14 protein-coding genes and 1 pseudogene are annotated in these 19,306 nt (G+C 70.0%); 5 read left to right on the top strand and 10 right to left on the bottom strand.

Features of this window, described 5'->3' with window-relative positions:
• Positions 1 to 11: 11 nt before the first annotated feature.
• A complete protein-coding gene (locus QQY66_RS15195; protein ID WP_301980847.1) occupies positions 12 to 218 on the bottom strand; it encodes a hypothetical protein in 207 nt (68 codons plus the stop codon).
• A 112-nt stretch (positions 219 to 330) separates the two neighbouring features.
• Entirely contained in the window at positions 331 to 1,761 is a 1,431-nt protein-coding gene (locus tag QQY66_RS15190; RefSeq protein WP_301987325.1) for an MFS transporter, read from the bottom strand.
• Positions 1,762 to 1,862: 101 nt separating this feature from the next.
• On the opposite strand from QQY66_RS15190, the pseudogene QQY66_RS15185 reads away from it, so the two are divergent.
• A pseudogene (locus QQY66_RS15185) lies at positions 1,863 to 2,755 on the top strand (helix-turn-helix transcriptional regulator).
• Positions 2,756 to 3,099: 344 nt separating this feature from the next.
• On the opposite strand, the gene QQY66_RS15180 reads toward QQY66_RS15185, so the two are convergent.
• Positions 3,100 to 4,551, bottom strand: a complete 1,452-nt coding sequence (locus tag QQY66_RS15180) for an MFS transporter (protein WP_301980846.1) — start codon at positions 4,549 to 4,551, stop codon at positions 3,100 to 3,102.
• A gap of 64 nt (positions 4,552 to 4,615) precedes the next feature.
• On the opposite strand from QQY66_RS15180, the gene dusB reads away from it, so the two are divergent.
• A complete protein-coding gene (gene dusB / locus QQY66_RS15175; protein ID WP_301980845.1) occupies positions 4,616 to 5,767 on the top strand; it encodes a tRNA dihydrouridine synthase DusB in 1,152 nt (383 codons plus the stop codon).
• Between the two features lie 101 nt (positions 5,768 to 5,868).
• Here the strand turns inward: dusB and QQY66_RS15170 are convergent, their stop codons facing one another.
• The 3 genes from QQY66_RS15170 to QQY66_RS15160 all read right to left on the bottom strand — a co-directional run bounded on the left by QQY66_RS15170 (position 5,869) and on the right by QQY66_RS15160 (position 11,219).
• A complete protein-coding gene (locus tag QQY66_RS15170; protein WP_301980844.1) occupies positions 5,869 to 7,632 on the bottom strand; it encodes a CDP-alcohol phosphatidyltransferase in 1,764 nt (587 codons plus the stop codon).
• Positions 7,633 to 7,821: 189 nt separating this feature from the next.
• Complete coding sequence (locus QQY66_RS15165; RefSeq protein WP_301980843.1) at positions 7,822 to 9,759, bottom strand: glycogen debranching N-terminal domain-containing protein; 1,938 nt, start codon at positions 9,757 to 9,759, stop codon at positions 7,822 to 7,824.
• Positions 9,756 to 11,219: a hypothetical protein gene (locus QQY66_RS15160; RefSeq protein WP_301980842.1), complete on the bottom strand. Its 1,464-nt coding sequence runs from the start codon at positions 11,217 to 11,219 to the stop codon at positions 9,756 to 9,758. Before QQY66_RS15160 ends, QQY66_RS15165 begins: the two co-directional genes overlap by 4 nt.
• Positions 11,220 to 11,338: 119 nt before the next feature.
• Between QQY66_RS15160 and QQY66_RS15155 the strand changes: the two genes are divergently transcribed.
• Both QQY66_RS15155 and ppdK read left to right on the top strand, forming a co-directional pair.
• Positions 11,339 to 12,535 (top strand): ROK family protein, encoded by a 1,197-nt coding sequence (locus tag QQY66_RS15155; protein ID WP_301980841.1) that lies wholly within the window; start codon positions 11,339 to 11,341, stop codon positions 12,533 to 12,535.
• A gap of 416 nt (positions 12,536 to 12,951) precedes the next feature.
• A complete protein-coding gene (ppdK, locus tag QQY66_RS15150; protein WP_301980840.1) occupies positions 12,952 to 15,657 on the top strand; it encodes a pyruvate, phosphate dikinase in 2,706 nt (901 codons plus the stop codon).
• 234 nt (positions 15,658 to 15,891) lie between these two features.
• On the opposite strand, the gene QQY66_RS15145 is transcribed toward ppdK, so the two are convergent.
• A complete protein-coding gene (locus tag QQY66_RS15145; RefSeq protein ID WP_301980839.1) occupies positions 15,892 to 16,296 on the bottom strand; it encodes a VOC family protein in 405 nt (134 codons plus the stop codon).
• Positions 16,297 to 16,392: 96 nt separating this feature from the next.
• The gene (locus tag QQY66_RS15140; RefSeq protein WP_301980838.1) at positions 16,393 to 16,794 is read right to left on the bottom strand and encodes an excalibur calcium-binding domain-containing protein; all 402 of its coding nucleotides are present in this window, start codon (positions 16,792 to 16,794) and stop codon (positions 16,393 to 16,395) included.
• Positions 16,795 to 17,092: 298 nt separating this feature from the next.
• Here QQY66_RS15140 and QQY66_RS15135 point away from each other — a divergent pair, with 298 nt between their 5' ends.
• The gene (locus QQY66_RS15135; RefSeq protein WP_301980836.1) at positions 17,093 to 17,656 is read left to right on the top strand and encodes a GNAT family N-acetyltransferase; all 564 of its coding nucleotides are present in this window, start codon (positions 17,093 to 17,095) and stop codon (positions 17,654 to 17,656) included.
• Here the strand turns inward: QQY66_RS15135 and QQY66_RS15130 are convergent.
• Both QQY66_RS15130 and QQY66_RS15125 read right to left on the bottom strand, forming a co-directional pair.
• Complete coding sequence (locus tag QQY66_RS15130) at positions 17,644 to 18,054, bottom strand: VOC family protein (RefSeq protein ID WP_301980835.1); 411 nt, start codon at positions 18,052 to 18,054, stop codon at positions 17,644 to 17,646. The genes QQY66_RS15135 and QQY66_RS15130 overlap by 13 nt on opposite strands.
• A gap of 65 nt (positions 18,055 to 18,119) precedes the next feature.
• Entirely contained in the window at positions 18,120 to 19,280 is a 1,161-nt protein-coding gene (locus QQY66_RS15125; protein WP_301980834.1) for an alkaline phosphatase PhoX, read from the bottom strand.
• Between the last annotated feature and the right edge of the window lie 26 nt (positions 19,281 to 19,306).

Here is a 19,306-nt window from a genome sequence, read left to right as displayed (position 1 = left end):
CACCGCGACCCCTACGCCGCCGACGGATCCACCGTCGCCTGATGCGCCTGGGCCAGATGCTCCTCCGCCTTCAGCCAGGGCAGGAACTGGGCCGGTTTGCGCCAGCCGCAGGTGTCGCACCTGATCGTGCGCTGCACTCCGGTGCGCTGCACCCGCACCACGTGCTCACGGCCGTGCTGGTCCCAGCGGCTTACCTTGCTCGAGTCGATCTGCGGCATGACGCCTCCAGCCTCCTGGGAAAGTCGTCCCGGGAAAGTCAAGGAGGAGTGTGCAGCAAGACCAACATCAACAGGTGGTCCTTCACACCGAGTTGTCCAAGCTGTGGCCGAGTCAACCGATCGTACGCGGGAGGCGCAGGCTGAGCAGACCCGTCAGCGCCACCCCCGCCAGCTGCACCACCAGCGTCGTGACCAGGGCGTCTCGCATGCCGAGGCCGGGGACGAGGGAGAGGAAGAGCGTGCCGAGGGTGGCCACGCCGAGGGCCAGGGCCGACTGCTGGGTGGTGATCATCACGCCGCTGCCGACGCCCGCGCGAGCGGTCGGAACCTCGGAGAGGACGACGCGGAAGATGATGGGAAGCTGGAGGGCCTGGCCTGCTCCGGCGATGGCCGCGCCCGGCAGCAGTTCGACGATGCCGAGGTCCGGCCAGGAACGCCAAGCGGCCAGCGCCATCAGCGCCACGCCCACCGCCTGGAGCCCGGCGCCCGCCGTCACCACGCGGGTGCCGTACCGGGTGACCAGCCGCGGCCCGGCGAGCGAGGTGAAGAAGAACACCACCGCCATCGGCGCGAGCGCGAGTCCCGCAGCGACCGGGCCCCGCCCCGCGCCCTGCTGCAACGCCACCGCGATCACGAACATGAACCCGCTGAAGCCGATGGAGAAGGGCACGATCATCACCAGCCCGCGCCGCAACGACATGAGCGCGAACAGGCTCGGCGGGACGAGTGGCGTACGGCCCTGCCGGTCCGCCCGCCGCTCCACCGCGTAGAACGCCCCCGCCAGCAGCGGGAACGCGGCCAGCGACAGCCACGTCCACAGCGGCCAGCCCGCCGCCCGGCCCTCGGTGAGCGGCGCCAGCAGCGCGAGCAGGGAGGCGGCGAGCAGGACCGTGCCGGGGGCGTCCACCGGTTCCGGGTGCTGCGAGCGGGTCTCCGGGACGGCGCGGGCGGCGAGGACCAGGCCGACCAGCACGACCGGCACGTTCACCAGGAAGACCGCACGCCAGCTGGTGCCCGCGAGGTCGGCGGCGACCAGGACGCCGCCGAGTATCTGCCCCGCCACCATGGACAGTCCGGCCGTCGCGCCGTACAGGCCCATGGCCTTCGCCCGTCGCGGGCCGGATGTCGCCGCCTGGATCGTGGCCAGCACCTGCGGCAGCATCGCCGCGGACGCCACGCCCTGCGCGACCCGGGCCGCGACCAGCGTCCACGCGGTGGGCGCGAGCCCGCACGCCAGGGAGGTCAGTCCGAAGGCCGCCATGCCGCCCAGGAAGAGGCGGCGCCGGCCGAAGAGATCGCCCAGCCGGCCACCGAGGACGAGCAGGACGGCGTACGCGAGGCCGTACCCGGAGACGACGAGCTCCAGGACGGACTCGCTCGCCGCCAGGTCGTGGCCGATGGTGGGCAGGGCGACGTTGACGATGAAGAAGTCGATGAGCGGAAGTGCCGCACCGAGCAGCACGGTGAGAAGTCCGAGACCGCCGAGTACGGGTGGCGCGGCGGGGGAGCGGACCGTGGTCGTGGACATCGTGGATTCGGTCACGATCATGAGCCTGCTCCTCCCCTCAAACGGGTACCAGAGTCTCCTTATCCTGGTAGTGGGCGAACCTGGCAACAGGGTCCGCACTCGCGCACGCTGGAGGCATGACGACCATGGCCCAGGACACGGCGGTACGACAGCCCCGGCCGGCCCGCGAAGCGGAGATCCGCCGGCACGAGCTCGCCGCCTTCCTCCGTCACCGCCGCGAGCACATCGCCCCCGAGCAGGTCGGCCTCCCCCGCGGCCGACGCCGCCGCACCCCGGGGCTGCGCCGCGAGGAGGTCGCCCACCTCTCCGCCGTCGGCGTCACCTGGTACACCTGGCTCGAACAGGCCCGTGACATCCAGGTCTCCGTCCAGGTCCTGGACGCCCTCGCCCGCACCCTGCTCCTCGACCCCAGCGAGCGCGCCCACCTCTTCCAGCTCGCCGGCGCCGTGGACCCGACCCCGGCCACCAACTGCGCGTCGGTCACTCCCGCCCTGCGCGCCGTACTCGAACAACTGGAGCCGTTCCCGGCCTGTCTCCAGAACAGCCGCTACGACATCCTCGCCTACAACCGCACCTACGGCCTGCTCCTCTGCGACCTGGACGCCGTCCCGCCCGAGGACCGCAACTGCATGGTCCTCTGCTACACCCACGACGACTGGCGCTCCTCGATCGTCCACCTCGAAGAAACCCAACGCCTCATGGCCGCCCGCTTCCGCGCCGCCATGGCCGGCCACCTCGCCGAGCCCGCCTGGAAGATGCTCCTCAAACGTCTCCGCACCGAGTCCCCCAGTTCTGCGAGGTCTGGGACCGCCACGAGGTCAACACCCACCGCAGCAAGCGAAAAGAGTTCGACAACGCCTACGTAGGCCGACTCACGGTGGACCACACGGACTTGTGGCTGGGTCCGGGGCAGGGGCCGAGGATGGTGACGTACGCACCGGCGGACGACCAGTCGAGGCAACGACTGGAGAAGCTGCACGCCATCGCGCTGGAGCGGGCGCGGGACTGACTCCGCCGTGAGCGAGATCTCAACGACGGTCCCGTACGGCTGGCCGGCGTGCGCCCTCACCCCCGACGACTGGTCGGCCGACGTCCGCCCCGAGATCGGCGCGGAGGGCACCAACATCGACGAGTACCTGCACGCGGTGGCGGCCCGCAGAGGCGTGGGCGTCTTCCCGGCCTCGGTGGCCGCCCAGCACCCGGACCCGGACGTCCGCTACCTCCCCCTCACGGGAGCCCCCGATGCGGTGCTCCACTACGCCTCTCCCCGCACCCGCACACCCAGAACCTCGCCAACGCCCTGTGTCCGATATGCGGCTCCCGCCGCGCGGGCGCGACCAGCCACAACGGCACTCACCGACGCTCAGAAGCCCCTACGGTCTGACGCGCTTCCACGGCGTCCAGCTTCTCAGCCGTGCGCTCAGCAGTCCCCCGAGCCCACCGCCCACTGCTCAACAGACCCACCACCAGCACGGCCACCCCACACCCGGTCAGAATCCACCACCCCGGCATGGCGGCAGCCACAAACGCATCCTCGTACGCCGCCGCCGTCACACCAGCGGCCAGCACCGCCCCCACCACCGCAACACCGAGCGTCTGCCCCAACTGACGGCTCGTCGAGGCGACGGCGGCGGCCACGCCGGCTTGCGCTCGCGGCATCCCGGACACAGCCGTATTCGTGATCGGCGCATTCACAAACCCGAACCCGATACCGAACAGCGCGTACCCCAGGAACAGCGTGACGTCAGAGGTCTCCGCATCGAAGACCGCGAACAACAGCGCACTGCACGTCATCGCCACCCCCGCGATCAGCAACGGCAACCGCGGCCCCCGGCTACCGACCAACCGCCCGGCCAGCGGAGCGCACACCAGCGTCGGCACAGCCATCGGCAGCATCCACAGCCCCGCATGCAGCGCGTCCAGCCCCCGTACGTTCTGCAGATACAGCGTCGACAGGAACAGGAACCCGCCCAGCGAGGCAAACGCGCTGATCGCGATCACGGTCGCCCCACTGAACGGTGCCGACCGGAAGAACCGCAGATCGATGAGGGGCTCGGCGCGACGAGGCTCGTACCCAAGGAGCCCGATCAGCGCGGCGACCGCGACCACCGCGAACGGCAGCACCGTGGCGAGCGACGCGTGCGGCGCCTCGATGATCCCGTACGTCGCGGAGCCGAACAGCGCGATCACCAGGATCTGGCCGACGGGGTCGGGACGGCGGGCCCGGTCCGCACGGGACTCGGGGACGTAGCGGAGGGTCAGCAGCAGCGCGGCCAGCCCCACCGGCAGGTTGACCCAGAAGATCGACCGCCAGCCCACCGACTCCACGAGCAGTCCGCCGACCAGCGGGCCCGCGGCCATCGATATACCGACGACAGCGCCCCATACGCCGATCGCGCGCGCCCGCTCTCGCGGATCCGTGAACGTGTTGGTGATGATCGACATGGCGACCGGGTTCAGCATCGAACCGCCCACCGCCTGCACCATGCGGAACGCGACCAGCGCTTCCAGGTTCGGCGCGACCGAGCACAGCGCCGAGCCGATCGTGAAGACGACGAGGCCCGCCATGAAGACGCGCTTGCGGCCGATCCGGTCGGCGGTGGAGCCCGCGAGCATCAGCAGCGAGGCAAGGACCAGGGTGTAGGCGTCGATGGTCCACTGCAGCCCCGCCGTACTCGCGTGCAGTTCGCGCTGCATCGAGGGCAGGGCCACGTTGAGGATCGTGTTGTCGAGGCTCACGATGAGCAGGCTCATGCAGCAGATCGCGAGCACCAGCATGCGGCGGCGAGGGCTCAGCTCGGGCATGCATGAATAGTACGCCTAACTAATGAATCTGGCTGCACCCCCGTCGGTACGTGAGAATGGGTGAATGCCCACGCCCACGTCCACGATGAACCCGACCCTGCGGATCGGCCCGCACACCGTCCAGCCGCCCGTCGTCCTGGCCCCCATGGCCGGGATCACCAACGCGCCCTTCCGCACGCTGTGCCGGGAGTTCAGCGGTGGCAAGGGCCTGTTCGTGAGCGAGATGATCACGACGCGGGCGCTGGTCGAGCGCAACGAGAAGACCATGCAGCTGATCCACTTCGACGCGACCGAGAAGCCGCGCTCGATCCAGCTGTACGGCGTCGACCCGGCGACCGTCGGCAAGGCCGTCCGCATGATCGCGGAGGAGGATCTCGCCGACCACATCGACCTGAACTTCGGCTGCCCGGTCCCGAAGGTGACGCGCAAGGGCGGCGGTTCGGCGCTCCCCTACAAGCGCCCCCTGCTCCGCGCGATCCTTCGCGAGGCGGTCAGCGGCGCCGGTGACCTCCCGGTCACCATGAAGATGCGCAAGGGCATCGACGACGACCACATCACCTACCTCGACGCCGGCCGGATCGCGGTCGAGGAGGGCGTGACGGCCATCGCCCTGCACGGACGCACCGCGGCCCAGCACTACGGCGGCACCGCCGACTGGGAGGCCATCGCCCGCCTCAAGGAACACGTGCCGGAGATCCCGGTCCTCGGCAACGGCGACATCTGGTCGGCGGAGGACGCGCTGCGGATGGTGCGGGAGACCGGCTGCGACGGGGTGGTCGTGGGCCGCGGCTGCCTCGGCCGGCCGTGGCTGTTCGCGGACCTGGTGGCGGCGTTCGAGGGGCGCACCGACTTCAGTACGCCCACCCTCCGCGAGGTTGCCGACATCATGGTCCGCCACGCCACCCTCCTCGGCGAGTGGATCGGCGACGAGGCACGCGGCGTCATCGACTTCCGCAAGCACGTGGCCTGGTACCTGAAGGGCTTCGCCGTCGGCTCGGAGATGCGGAAGCGTCTCGCGATCACGTCCTCGCTGGAGGAACTGCGTTCCGGCCTGGACGAGTTGGACCTCGACCAGTCCTGGCCGACCGGCGCGGATGGCCCCCGCGGGCGTACCTCCGGGAACAACCGGGTCGTCCTCCCGGACGGCTGGTTGAAGGACCCGTACGACTGCGCGGGCATCAGTGAGGACGCGGAACTGGATACGTCCGGCGGGTAAGGGTTCCGGTCGTCTGCGGCGCCGTTGGGGCTGGTCGCGCCCGCGCGGCGGAGCCGCATATCGATACAGCCCCGCGCCCCTTTGGGGCGCTGCCGACCTGCTCAGCCCTTGCTTGGGCCCGGTGTCGAGCCGTATGCCATCAGGAAGCGGTCGCGGAAGGCGTCCATCTTCCAGACGGGGGCCTTCTGGGCGGGCTTGATGCCGTCGGTCCAGTTCCAGGAGGAGATCTTGTCGAGGACCTTGGGGTCCTTGGCGACGATTGATACCGGGACGTCACGGCTGGCGTTGTTGCCGCTGACGCGGGCGATCGGCTGGTGGTCGCCGAGGAAGACGAGGACGGTGTCGTCGGTGCCGTAGCGCTCGAGCCACTGGGTGAGTGAGGTGACCGAGTACTCGATCGACTTGCCGTACTCCTCACGGGACTTGGCGCTGTCGGACATGACGTCCGACGGGCTGTTGCCCGCCTTCTGGATGCTGTTGAAGATCGAGCCGTCGCCCAGTTCGTCCCAGCCGACCATCTTGGGGATCGGGGCCCACGGCTGGTGGCTGGAGGTCAGGATCACCTCCGACATCAGCGGCTTGTCGCGCTTCTTGCCGTGCACCTGACGCTGGAACGCCTCCAGGGCGTACTGGTCCGGCATCGTCGACCAGCTGAACTTCGGGCCCTTGTAGCCCAGTCCGAAGGCGTTGTAGACCTTGTCGAGGCCGTAGAACTTCTCCTCCGGCCAGCCCTTCTGGATGCCCGGCATGATGCCGACCGTGTCCCACGCGCCGGTCTTCTGGAACATCTTGGTGAGGGAGAGCCGGTCGCTGGACATCACCGTGCGGAAGCGCTGCTGGTTGTCGATCCACAGGCCGGACAGGAACGTGGAGTGGCCGAGCCAGCTGCTGCCGCCGTAGGTCGCCGACGTCAGCCAGCCGCTCTTGGCGGAGAAACCGGCCTTCGTGAGCGCCTGGGTGCTCGTGTCGAGCGTCTTGTTCACGCCGGGCGAGATGTCCGGGTCCTCGAGCGCGCTGCGGCCGTAGCTCTCGATGAACGTGAAGATGACGTCCTTGCCCCGCAGATCCGGCACCAGCTGAGCGCCGGGCGTACTGCCGAACCGGTCCGCCTTGGCCTCCTTGGCGAACGCCGCCTCGTCCCGCAGCGTGTCCGTCACCCGCCGCGCCTGCATCCTCAGCGTGTCCACGGTGCGGTCGGAGGCGACCGGCATGCCCGAGACCTGGATGCCGAGCGCCGCACAGAGGATCCAGACGGTGCCCGCGATCAGCGTGCCGCGCGTCGCGACCGAGGAGTTCCGGGCGAGGAGACTGGCCAGCCTGACCGTCGCCAGCGCCATCACGGCCATCAGCACCACGACGAGGAGTACGGCTCCGATGGCGGCGACCGTCGCGACGGTACCGCCCATCGAGTCCGCCGTGTACGACTGCGCGTCGTCCAGCAACTCCCAGTCCAGGACCATGTTGAAGCCCCGGCCCAGGTACTCCCGGAAGCCCATGTCCAGGAAGTTCAGCACGGTCAGGACACCCAGGCCCACTCCGATCAGCGCGGCGACCACCGTGCGGGGCCGGCGGGGCAGCGCCAGCAGGATCACCGCTCCTACGATCGCCTCCGCCGGCAGCCGCATGAACCTGTTCGGGCGCAGGGCGGCCCAGGCGTTCGGGAGGAGGAGGGCGGCGAGGACGAGAGCCGCGGCGAGGATGGTCGTGGTCCAGCTGAGGTTGCGGGCAGCCGCAGGGTGGCGCGTGCGCCAGGCACGGAGGTGGGCAAGCCGCGTGCGAAGCGCCTGTGGCGTACTACTTTCGTCGTCGGGTGCCGGCTCGTCAGTCGTAGCAGGCAGTTGACGTTGACGCGTGAAGACGGGCACCCGAAGTCCTTCCGTGCAAGGCCCAGGATCTACGTCATCCCGTACGGTCCGTCCTCGGCCCGTGTTCAGCCATTTCGCCCAGCACTCGGCAAACACACGGCAAATAAGGCGCCCCTATAGGGGCGCGGGGAACTGCGCGACCAGCCACGGCAAACCCGCACTCGCCACGCAGCTACTCCACCCGAGCTCTTAGGCGCCGCCAACCGCCGTCAGCAGAGCAAGCGGCGCCGCCGCCGACCGGGACTCCCGCACACACGCATGCGGATACGGCACAGGCTCCCCATGCGACCCCCGCCCATACCCCGCAAGCACCTCCGGCAGCCGATGCCCCGTGGCCGCCGCCGCATCAACCAGCGCATGCGCCACCGTACGGGCCTCGTCATGGAGCCCGTACCGCGCAAGCCCCAACGTGATCAGCGCGTTGTCATGCGGCCACACAGACCCCCGGTGATACGACAGCGGATGATACGCAGACTGGCCGGAGGCCACCGTGCGGACGCCCCACCCGGAGAAGAAGTCCGGTTCCAGCAGCCGCCGCCCGACCATCTCGCCGTACTCCTTGTCGAGCAGCCCCGACCACAGCAGATGCCCGGCGTCGGAGGCCAGCGCGTCGACATGTCGGCCCTCACCGTCCAGCGCGAGAGCGGGGAAGGACCGGTCCGGCATCCAGAAGTCCCGCTGGAAACGGTCGCGGAGATCGCCCGCCGCCTGCTCCAGCAGCGCCGCATACACCTCGTCGTCCCACACCGTGCGGGCCAGCCACGCGGTGCGGCGCAGGGCGTCGTACGCGTAACCCTGAGCCCCCGCCGCCATCACCGAGCCGGAGGCCCTCGTGCCGTCGGCGGAGCAGATCGCGCCGGGGGAGTCCTTCCAGTTCTGGTTGGCGAGGCCGCCCTGGTCGGCGCGGTAGACGAGGTAGCCGCGGGAGGTGAGCCCGCCGTGGTCCAGCATCCAGCCGATCGCCGCGCGGGCGTGCGACTCAAGGCGGCGGGCCAGCTCCGCGTCGCCCGTCTGCTCGACGTACGCACCCAGCAGCACCAGGAACAACGGCGTCGCATCCACCGACCCGTAGTAACGCCCGTACGGCACCTGCCCGAAGTGCGCCAGCTCGCCGTGCCGCACCTCGTGCACGATCTTGCCGGGCTGGGCGACCGAGCCCGCGCCGGTCTCCGTCGCCTGGGCCGCGGCGAGCGCGGGGAGGGTGGCGGCGGCGAGCTGGGGGCGGTAGGGGAGGGCGAACAGGGACGTCAGGAGCGCGTCGCGGCCCAGCAGCGTCAAGAACCAGGGCGCGCCGGCCGCGGGAACCCGTACCTCCTCGCCGTCCAGGCCCGCCGCCGGGATCTGCAGCGAGGCCAGGTCGGCGAGGCCGCGCGCGCAGGCCGCGGCCAGCTCGGGCCAGCCGGTCGGGAAGGCCACGCCCTCCACGAACTCGCCTTCCAGGGCGAGAAGTTGGTCGGTCAGCGCGGCGGGGGAGCGGGGCACCCGGCGGGCTCGCTTGTCGCCGTGGGGACGGGCCATGACCCGCAGGGCCAGCTCCGCCGTGCCGTGCGGTTCCAGTTCCAGGGTCCAGACGAGGCGACGCGCGCCCGTGCCCGTCTCCTCGACGCCGTCCGGCACCGGCTCGGCCGTCACCGTCGTCAGGGAGCGCCATTCGCCGCGCCGGTAGGTGAACTCCACGCCACCGTCGAGGACTTGGCGGGTGCGGGTCGCGCCGGTCTTGGTGTAGGTGCGGTGGTCGGAGCGCAGCTCGAACTGGTCGGTGAAGTCGGCGTCCGCGGTGACCGCGAGGCGGACCGTGGTCGGCACCGGGCGGTTGCTGGTCACTCGCAATAACTCGATGAACGCGCCGTCGCCCACGGCCTGTTCACGGAAGACCGTGTACGCCGGTGGCTCCTGGCGGCCACCGCGCGGGACCAGGACACAGCGCGCGGTGTCCCCGTCGGCGACGGGACTCAATGCCTCGGGTACGGCCCCGTCGACCGTCAGCTGCCAGCGGCTGAGGTGCCGGGCGTCGCGCACGAACAAGCCGTCCGGGGAGGTGCCGCCCCGTACGCCGCTGATGTCGCCGCCGTCGCCCACGGCGGCGAACGTCCCGCCGTGCACGAGCAGATGATGCCGGTCCGTCATCCCTGGTCCCCTCCCTTGGTCACCACGCTGGCCATCACTGAGGTGTCACTGACTGAGGTGTCGCTGACTGAGGTGTCGCTGTGCAGCAGGTCGAGCGTGAGCGCGGCGGTCCAGCCGAAGCCGGTGGCTCCGCAGGCCTCGCCGGTGTACGGGTCGACGTACTCCGCGAAGTCGGACGTGCCGGCCAGCTCCAGCACCGCCTCGCGCAGCGCACCGGCGCGCTCCCGCTCGCCGTACATGCGCAGCCCGCGCTCCAGCAGCCAGCCGGTGTTGAACCAGGCCGGGCCGCGCCAGTAGCGGTGCGGGTCGAAGGCCTCGCCGAGGAGGTCGTACGACGGGACGAGGCGGGTGGTGGTGCCCAGGCCGAAGTGCGGGCCGCTCGCCGTGCGGACGAGGGCGGCGGCGATGTCGCGCGGGAGGCCGGGCAGGAGGAGCGGGACGAGGCCGGAGACACCGCGCTCGGGGATCAGGCCGCCGCCGCGCAGATCCCGGCCGGACTCCCCGCCCCGCAGATCCCGGCAGAAGAACATGCCCCGCGCCGGGTCCCACAGCCGCTCCACCAGCGCCGCCGTCAGCCGTTCCGCGCGCGCGTGCCGGGCCGTCCCCGTCGCCCCCAGCTCGTGCGCGATGCGGGCGAGGGCGTGTTCGGAGGCGATGAGCAGGGCGTTGAACGCCGGGTCCTCCACCGCGAAGTCGCCGGCCCCGTCGGCGTACCCCCGGTCCCGGTAGTCCGTCGCCAGCCGCACATACCGCCCGTAGTCCAGATCCGTCGGCCGGTCCTCCGCCGCCCCGTGGTCGAGGTCGGCACGGCGGAAGGAGCGGGCCGGGGCGGGCGTGATGCGGCTCAGCGGCGCGTCCCAGGAAGGGGAGTTGTCCATGCCCTGCTCCCACGGGTGCACGACGGACGCCAGACCGCCCCCGCCCAGGTCCCGCCGGTGCAGCAGATAGCGGTGCCAGGCCGCCAGCCGGGGATACACCCGGGAGAGGAAGCCGCGCGCCCGGGACAGACCGGGGTCGGCGCAGTGCACCAGCCAGGCCGCCAGCGCGTGCACCGGTGGCTGCACGATGCCGGACGTCTGTACGGTGCGCGGGGCGCCCGCAGCGCGCCCCGCGGTCGAGGAGCGCCAGAAGTCGGGGCTCGGGAAGTAGGCGTCGAGCGGTACGGAGGGGTTGAAGACGATGTGCGGGATCCGGCCGTCGCCCCACTGGGCGTCGAGCAGCGTGTCCAGCTCCGTCTGCGCCCGTAACGGCGAGATGTGCCTCAGGCCGATCGCGATGAACGCGGAGTCCCAGGACCACTGGTGCGGATACAGGCTGCGCGAGGGCACCGTGTTGGTGCCCGTCCAGTTGGCCTCCAGCACCCGCGCGGCCCTGAGGTGCAGCGAAGGTTTCGTGAGGGGCGGATCGTATACGAGCTCACGCTCGGTGCGGCGTGCTGTGAGTTGGGCAGTGCGATCCACTCGGGGCTCCCCGAAGACGTCCGGCCGACCGGTTCGGCAGTGGCTACCGTAGAGTTACGTCTATTTAACACGCAAAACTCAATATGTAATGCAAGCTTGAGAAACACAAGGGGGTGTGCATGGCCGGTCGGAGTCAGGCGAGCGCCGGAGAGCTGCTGGAGCTGGTGCGCAGCGGCCGTGCGACGACCCGTGGTGCACTCCAACAGGTGACGGGTCTCTCACGCGCGACCGTCGGTCAGCGTCTCGACCGCCTCTTCCGCGCGGGCTGGCTGCGCGAGGGCGCCGGCGGCCCGGTCGAGTCCCCGCTCGGCGGGCGCCCCTCGATCACCCTCGAATTCGACGACGGGCACGCCGTCGTCCTCGCCGCCGACCTGGACACCCGGCACGCCCGCGCCGCCGTCCTCTCGCTCAGCGGCGAGATCCTCGCCGAGCACTCCGGCACGCTGGTCGTCGAGGACGGCCCGGACGCCGTACTCGGCGACCTCGGCCACTGGTTCGCCGAGCTGTTGGAGAAGGCTGGTCACCGGGCCGACGAGGTCTGCGGCATCGGGCTCGCGGTGCCCGGCCCCGTCGACAGCGACACCGGCCGCGTCGTCCAGCCGCCGATCATGCCCGGCTGGGACGGCTACGACATACGGGGCCGCCTCGCCAGAGCCTTCACCGAGCACACGGGCGCCGCGCCCGTCCCCGTCCTCGTCGACAACGACGCGAACCTCATGGCGTACGGCGAACAGCGCACCGGACACCCGGACTGCTCGGCCTTCGTACTGGTCAAGGTGTCCACCGGTATCGGCGCGGGCGTCGTGGTCGACGGCTCGGTCTACCGGGGCATCGACGGGGGCGCGGGCGACCTCGGGCACATCCGGGTGGGCGCGGAGGCGCTGTGCCGGTGTGGTTCGTACGGCTGTCTGGCCGCCGTCGCCAGCGGCGGCGCCGTGGCCCGGCGGCTGGCGGAGACCGGCGTGCCTGCCGCGTCCGGCTCGGACGTACGGGATCTGCTGGCGGCCGGGCATCCGGAGGCGGCGGCGCTGGCGCGGGAGGCCGGGCGGGCGGTCGGGGACGTACTGGCGACCGTCGTGACGCTGCTGAACCCCGGGGTTCTGATGATCGCCGGGGATTTGGCCGGAACTCCCTTCCTCACCGGCGTACGGGAGCTGCTGTACCAGCGGGCGCTGCCGCGTTCCACCGCCCATCTGGAGGTCGTGACCTCGCGGCTCGGCGAGCGGGCCGGGCTTGTGGGGGCGGGGGCGTTGGTCGTCGAGTACCTGTATGCGCCGGAGCGGGTGGAGGAGCGGTTGCTGGCGCTCGGCGTGTAAGCAGCACGTTTCGGTCCGGATACCTGTCCGCGGGTCGTCCGCATGGTGAAATCCCGTCGCCTGTGGCAGCGTGATTCTCGCCACCCTTGATAAGGGTAGCGCTCAGATGAGCGGATCTTGAGCGACTGCACTTCTCCAAGGAGTGGCACTGAGTGCCACCCCTTGATCGTTCATCGATCGAAATCAGACGTGCCGGGAGCCGCTCAGGTGAGCGATAATGACGGCCTGCGGGGCTGAACCCGTTCAAGAAGTGAACACATCGACGGGCTATTCCTTGCCAAGCCTTGACTTTCGATCCTGTGGCGGACGGCTGGTTACAGGCTCATGACGCACAAGTGGACGTACCCAGACGCCTTCGAACTGGGTATGTTCCTCGCCGTCAGGGCAGCCACCGCGTCCTCGAGGAGTTGGGACCCGTGTCGGAAAATCAAAAGTTCGTTTACGACTTCACCGAGGGCAACAAGGAGCTCAAGGACCTCCTCGGCGGAAAGGGTGCGAACCTCGCCGAGATGACCAATCTGGGTCTTCCCGTCCCTCCGGGCTTCACCATCACCACTGAGGCCTGCAAGGTCTACCTCGACAGCGGCGAGGAGCCGGTGGCACTGCGTGACGAGGTGAGTGCGCACCTCGACGCCCTCGAAGCGACGATGGGCAAGAAGCTCGGACAGGCCGATAACCCCCTCCTCGTATCGGTACGTTCCGGGGCGAAGTTCTCGATGCCCGGCATGATGGACACGGTCCTCAACATCGGTCTCTCCGACAAGTCCGTGCAGGGCCTCGCCCAGCAGGCCGGCGACGACCGGTTCGCCTGGGACTCCTACCGCCGCCTCATCCAGATGTTCGGCAAGACCGTCCTCGGCGTCGACGGCGACCTCTTCGAGGACGCGCTGGAGAAGGCCAAGGAGGCCAAGAAGGTCACGGTCGACACCGAGCTGGAGGCCGCCGACCTGAAGAAGCTGGTCACCAAGTTCAAGAAGATCGTCAAGACGGAGGCCGGCCGGGACTTCCCGCAGGACCCGCGCGAGCAGATGGACCTCGCCATCAAGGCCGTCTTCGACTCCTGGAACGGCGACCGCGCGAAGCTCTACCGCCGCCAGGAGCGGATCCCCGGCGACCTGGGCACCGCGGTCAACATCTGCTCGATGGTCTTCGGCAACCTCGGCCCGGACTCGGGCACGGGTGTGGCGTTCACGCGGGACCCCGCTTCGGGCCACCAGGGCGTCTACGGCGACTACCTCCAAAATGCCCAGGGTGAGGACGTGGTCGCGGGCATCCGCAACACCGTCCCGCTCGCGGAGCTGGAGACGATCGACAAGAAGTCGTACGACCAGCTGATGCAGATCATGGAGACCCTGGAGAACCACTACAAGGATCTCTGCGACATCGAGTTCACCATCGAGCGCGGCCAGCTGTGGATGCTCCAGACCCGCGTCGGCAAGCGCACGGCGGGCGCGGCCTTCCGGATCGCCACGCAGCTGGTCGACCAGGGGCTCATCGACGAGGCGGAGGCCCTCCAGCGCGTCAACGGCGCCCAGCTGGCCCAGCTGATGTTCCCCCGCTTCGACGAGGACACGAAGGTCGAGACGGTCGGCCGGGGCATCGCGGCCTCGCCGGGTGCGGCGGTCGGCAAGGCGGTCTTCGACTCGTACACCGCCGTGAAGTGGTCGCGTTCGGGCGAGAAGGTGATCCTGGTCCGCCGGGAGACCAACCCCGACGACCTGGACGGCATGATCGCGGCGGAGGGCATTCTGACCTCGCGCGGCGGCAAGACCTCGCACGCGGCCGTCGTGGCGCGCGGCATGGGCAAGACGTGCGTGTGCGGCGCGGAGGAGCTGGAGGTCGACACCAAGCGGCGCCGGATGACCGTCCCCGGCGGGCAGGTGGTGGAGGAAGGCGACGTCATCTCCATCGACGGCTCCAGCGGCAAGGTCTACCTGGGCGAGGTCCCGGTGGTCCCGTCTCCCGTCGTGGAGTACTTCGAGGGCCGGATGCACGCGGGCGCCCAGGACGCCGACGAGCTGGTCGAGGCCGTACACCGGATCATGGCGTTCGCCGACCGCAAGCGGAGGCTGCGGGTGCGCGCCAACGCGGACAACGCGGAGGACGCGCTGCGGGCTCGTCGCTTCGGCGCGCAGGGCATCGGCCTGTGCCGCACGGAGCACATGTTCCTCGGCGACCGCCGTGAGCTGGTGGAGCGCCTGATCCTGGCCGACACGGAGGCGGAGCGCGAGGAGTCCCTGAAGGCCCTTCTCCCGCTCCAGAAGCAGGACTTCGTGGAGCTGTTCTCGGCGATGGACGGCCTCCCGGTGACGATCCGTCTTCTCGACCCCCCGCTGCACGAGTTCCTCCCCGACATCACCGAGCTGTCGGTCCGCGTGGCGCTCGCCGAGTCCCGCCAGGAGCCGCACGAGAACGAACTGCGGCTGCTCCAGGCCGTCCACCGCCTGCACGAGCAGAACCCGATGCTGGGGCTCAGGGGTGTGCGATTGGGCCTGGTCATCCCGGGCCTGTTCACCATGCAGGTACGGGCGATCGCCGAGGCCGCGGCCGAGCGCAAGAACGCCAAGGGCGACCCGCGCGCCGAGATCATGATCCCGCTCGTCGGCACGGTCCAGGAACTGGAGATCGTCCGCGAGGAGGCCGACCAGGTCGTAGCGGAGGTGGAGGCGGCGACGGGTACGGAGCTGAAGCTGGCGATCGGCACGATGATCGAGCTGCCGCGCGCCGCGCTGACGGCGGGCCAGATCGCGGAGGCGGCGGAGTTCTTCAGCTTCGGCACGAACGACCTGACCCAGACGGTGTGGGGCTTCAGCCGGGACGACGTGGAGGCCTCGTTCTTCACGGCGTACCTGGAGAAGGGCATCTTCGGCGTCTCCCCGTTCGAGACGATCGACAAGGACGGCGTGGGCTCCCTGGTGAAGCTGGCGGCCGAGGCGGGCCGTGCCACCCGCCCCGACCTGAAGCTGGGCGTCTGCGGCGAACACGGCGGCGACCCGGAGTCGGTCCACTTCTTCCACGAGGTGGGCCTGGACTACGTCTCCTGCTCGCCGTTCCGCATCCCGGTGGCGCGTCTGGAGGCAGGCCGGGCGGCGTCCCGGTCCCAGGGCAGCGACCACCGCTGAGCGCTCCGCTTCGAGTGCCGCGATGTGTCGTAGGTCGGCTGCGGCGCCGTTGTGGCTGGTCGCGCCCACGCGGCGGAGCCGCATATAGATACAGCCCCGCGCCCCTTCGGGGCGCTCCCGACCCCGGAGCCGTCGTCCGTCCCCGACCCTCACCGATGGGCGGCGGCTCCGGTGCACGACGAGAGGGCGGCACCCCGTGCGGGGGAGCCGCCCTCTCGCCCTTTCTGTTCGCCGCTATTCGCCCAGCTCGGTGAAGAGCGTCAGCTGCAGCGCACCCGGCGCCTCCAGCCGGGAGTTCAGCGAATTCCACGGCGTCCGCGTCGGCTCGGCGACCACCTCGGCGCCGGCCGCGGCCAGCTTCGCCGTGACGGCGGCGGAGTCACCCACCTGGAACGCCACCCGAATATGCCCGGCCACCCGCCGCCCGACCTCCACCTCGTCGATGAACGCCGCATGATTCGGATCGGTCAGCTCCAGCGTGGCCCGTCCGGCATCGAGGATCGTGACGTGTCCGTCGGGTGAGGAGAACGCGGCCTGTTCGGTCAGGCCGAGAACGTCGCGGTAGAAGTGCAGGGCGGCGTCGTAGTCGTCCGCTGTGACGACGAGGCGGAGTTCACGGACGGCGGGTTCGTCGGACATATCGGCCTGCTTCCTGAAGATCGCAGATACGTTCTCGTCAACTCGCCGACGGACGCGCCGATTCCACGCCGCCCTAGCCCGTCACTCCGTTACGGATCAGCGGGCCTCGCGACGCCGACGCACCACAACCAGCAGCCCGCCCCCGGCGAGGAGGACGGCGGCACCGCCGCCCGCGATATACGGCGTGGCGCTGTTGCCGCCGGTCGCCGCGAGGTCGGTGTCCTCCTGTTCCGCAGCGTCTTCGGCGCCGTCGGTGCCCGTGTCCTCGGCGGGGACGAAGCCCGCGGGCGGGTTGTCACAGCCGATGCCGTCCTGGTCGCGGTCCAGGTGCTCCCCGTAGTGCTCGTCGCCCTCCTTGATGTTGGAGTACCCGTTGTCGTACGCCTCGGAGCAGTTCTCGAACGGGTGATTGCCGTCATGCGCCTCGGCAGTGACAGGCAGAGCGGCCAGCGCCAGCGCGGCGACAGCCACGGCGGCTGGCTTGCGGAAAAGCTTCACGGAGATCCCCCTCATGTGCACGGATATCCATACGCCTGATCACACAGAGGCGATCGGCCGGATATGAGGTGACGAACGTATTGAGGGCCTGCTGATGCCGCGGCGAAATGCCGGACCCGTGATGCGAACGTGACGTGACCGGACGGTAGCTCTCCGCTCATGGATTCACGTTCTGTAAACCCGGTGATGCATGAAGCTCTCGCCGCTCGTAGCCCGGGAACGCTTTGCCGGATCACCAGTCGAGCACTCGGTGGCGCCCTCGGAAAAGAACTTGGCCGGGTTTGTGGAGACTTGAAGAATGACGGTCATGCAGACCCGACAGGCATGGCCTGATGACGCGTCAGCGGTCGCTGGTGTCCACGTGTGCTCCTGGCAGGTGGCCTTTGCCGGTCTTGTTCCCCAGCACTACCTCGACGCCATGGACCCAAGCCGCGAAGAGTCCGAGTGGAAGACACGCATCGCGGAGACACGGTGGCCATCGTCGGGAGTACTCGTAGCCGAAACCGAGGCGGGGATCGTCGGATTCGCAAGTTTCGGCCCGTCTCAGGGGACCCCCACCGCAGCGGAAATCGGCACGCTGTACACGATGCCCGAGGTCTGGGGCACTGGGATCGGAAAGCAATTGATGCTGGCCACGTTGACGACTATCGGACAGGCTGACTACACGCAGGCCACCTTGTGGGTCCTGGAAGACAATGAACGCGCCCGGCGCTTCTACGAAGCCGCTGGCTGGCACGCAGACGGCGCAGCTGTGGAGGACACCACCGGTGGGGCCTCTCTCAGCAAGTTGCGCTACCGCCGCCCTCTTGGCCAGGGCCTGGCCGGTTGTCGCGGAGGGATCGGCCCGGGTCAGTGGTCATAGTCGAGCAACTCCCCGTGCACATACGTCGTCTCCCGCGGCGCCACGCAGAACAGGTGACCGGCGGGATCGGCGAACACCCGGAACTGGTCGCCGCCGGGCTGCTGTTCCTGCACGGTCGCGCCGAGTTCGCGAAGGCGGCGTTCCATGGCGGGCATGTCCTCGTCGATGGAGAATTCCAGGTGATGGCGGCGCGGGGCGGTCGGGTCCGGCCAGCGGGGTGGCTGTGGGTTGGCTGCCTGCTGGAAGTCGATGCGGACTTCACCGCCGTCCAGGACGAGCACGGCGAAGTCGCCCTCGTCGGAGATGGCCCGCTTGCCGCCGAGGAAGCCCTGGTAGAAGCGGGCCAGCGCATCGGGGTCGGGACAGTCGAGGGTCACGGCGAAGAAGGTCACGGCCATGGCAGAAGCCTAAGCACGTCGCGGAGGGCGCCCGCAGGGCACGGACGCCCCCGCCGGACGGGCCGCTACGAGCGGAACGGCCCTGTCACCTCGTACGTGATCCCACCGGACGAACTCCCGCTGGTCCCCCGCTGGCTGGAGAAGTACAGCCGGGTTCCGTCGGGTGAGAAGGCCGGGCCGGTGATCTCGGAGCCGAAGTGGCCGTCGATGCGCAGGAACGGTGCGATGACGTCGTCCGGGGTGATGACGCAGATCTCCATGTTGCCGCCGTCCTCGGCGACGAAGAGGTCGCCGGAGGAGGAGCCGGTGATGTTGTCGACGCCGGTGAGGGGGGCCGTGCCCGAGGTCACCAGGGAGTCGTCGTACGCCAACTCGTAGGTGTTCGACGTGAGGTTGAGCTGCCAGACGCGGTTGTCGCCCTTCGTGGTGAACCACACCGTGTCGTCGGCGTAGTGGCAGCCCTCGCCGCCGTTGAAGGACTTCGAGCCGGAGACCTGGGTGCGGGTGGACGTCGGGGAGCCGTCCGGGTCGGGGACGTTGGCCCAGGTGAAGGAGCCGGACGTGGCGGAGCCGGCGACCATGACCTGGAGGGTGCCGGCGGAGAGGTTGCCCCAAGTGGTCGGTACGAAGCGGTAGAAGCGGCCGTTCGACTCGTCCTCGGTCAGGTAGATGACCTTGCGCACGGGGTCGGCGGCGGCGGCCTCGTGCTTGAAGCGGCCCATGGCGTCGCGGCGCACGGCGGCGTTCACGCCCCACGGGTCGGTCTCGTAGACGTAGCCGAGGGACACCTCCTCGCAGGACAGCCAGGTGTTCCACGGGGTCTTGCCGCCCGCGCAGTTCTGGCGGGTGCTGGACAGGATGCGGTACGCGCCGGTGATCGCGCCGGTCGACGAGAACTTCACCGCGCTCGCGCCGCCGGACGGGTTGATCTCCGAGTTGGAGACGTAGATCCAGCCGCTGGCGTCGGCGTAACAGGCGCCGCCGTCAGGGGCGTTGTGCCAGGTGTACGAGGTGCCGGGGACTGTCTGGCCGGAGCGGGCTATCACTCGGCTGGTGAAGCCGCTGGGGAGTCTGATGCCGTTGGCGTTCGGCGAACCGAGCGCTCCGTACGGGCCGGTGCCGGGCTGCGCGGGCGCGGCGTACGCGGCGCCGCGCCACAGGGTTCCGCCGAAGACGGCGGAGGACCCGCCGAGGACGGCCGCACGCAGGACAGTACGACGTTCCACTCTCGCTCCAAGGGTGGCGTGACCGC

Origin of the sequence: Streptomyces sp. DG2A-72, from assembly GCF_030499575.1 — a bacterium.
Lineage (GTDB): Bacteria > Actinomycetota > Actinomycetes > Streptomycetales > Streptomycetaceae > Streptomyces.
Note: the sequence above shows the minus strand (reverse complement) of the source record. Positions and strands in the feature narration are given on the sequence as shown.

Bases quoted from the DNA above. Each gene is read 5' to 3' on its own strand.
- QQY66_RS15145 (WP_301980839.1), bottom strand. From the start codon at position 16,296: ATGTCCGACGAACCCGCCGTCCGTGAACTCCGCCTCGTCGTCACAGCG.
- QQY66_RS15155 (WP_301980841.1), top strand. From the start codon at position 11,339: ATGGCCGGTCGGAGTCAGGCGAGCGCCGGAGAGCTGCTGGAGCTGGTG.
- QQY66_RS15180 (WP_301980846.1), bottom strand. From the start codon at position 4,551: ATGCCCGAGCTGAGCCCTCGCCGCCGCATGCTGGTGCTCGCGATCTGC.
- QQY66_RS15165 (WP_301980843.1), bottom strand. From the start codon at position 9,759: ATGACGGACCGGCATCATCTGCTCGTGCACGGCGGGACGTTCGCCGCC.
- dusB (WP_301980845.1), top strand. From the start codon at position 4,616: ATGCCCACGCCCACGTCCACGATGAACCCGACCCTGCGGATCGGCCCG.
- QQY66_RS15135 (WP_301980836.1), top strand. From the start codon at position 17,093: ATGACGGTCATGCAGACCCGACAGGCATGGCCTGATGACGCGTCAGCG.
- QQY66_RS15130 (WP_301980835.1), bottom strand. From the start codon at position 18,054: ATGGCCGTGACCTTCTTCGCCGTGACCCTCGACTGTCCCGACCCCGAT.
- QQY66_RS15195 (WP_301980847.1), bottom strand. From the start codon at position 218: ATGCCGCAGATCGACTCGAGCAAGGTAAGCCGCTGGGACCAGCACGGC.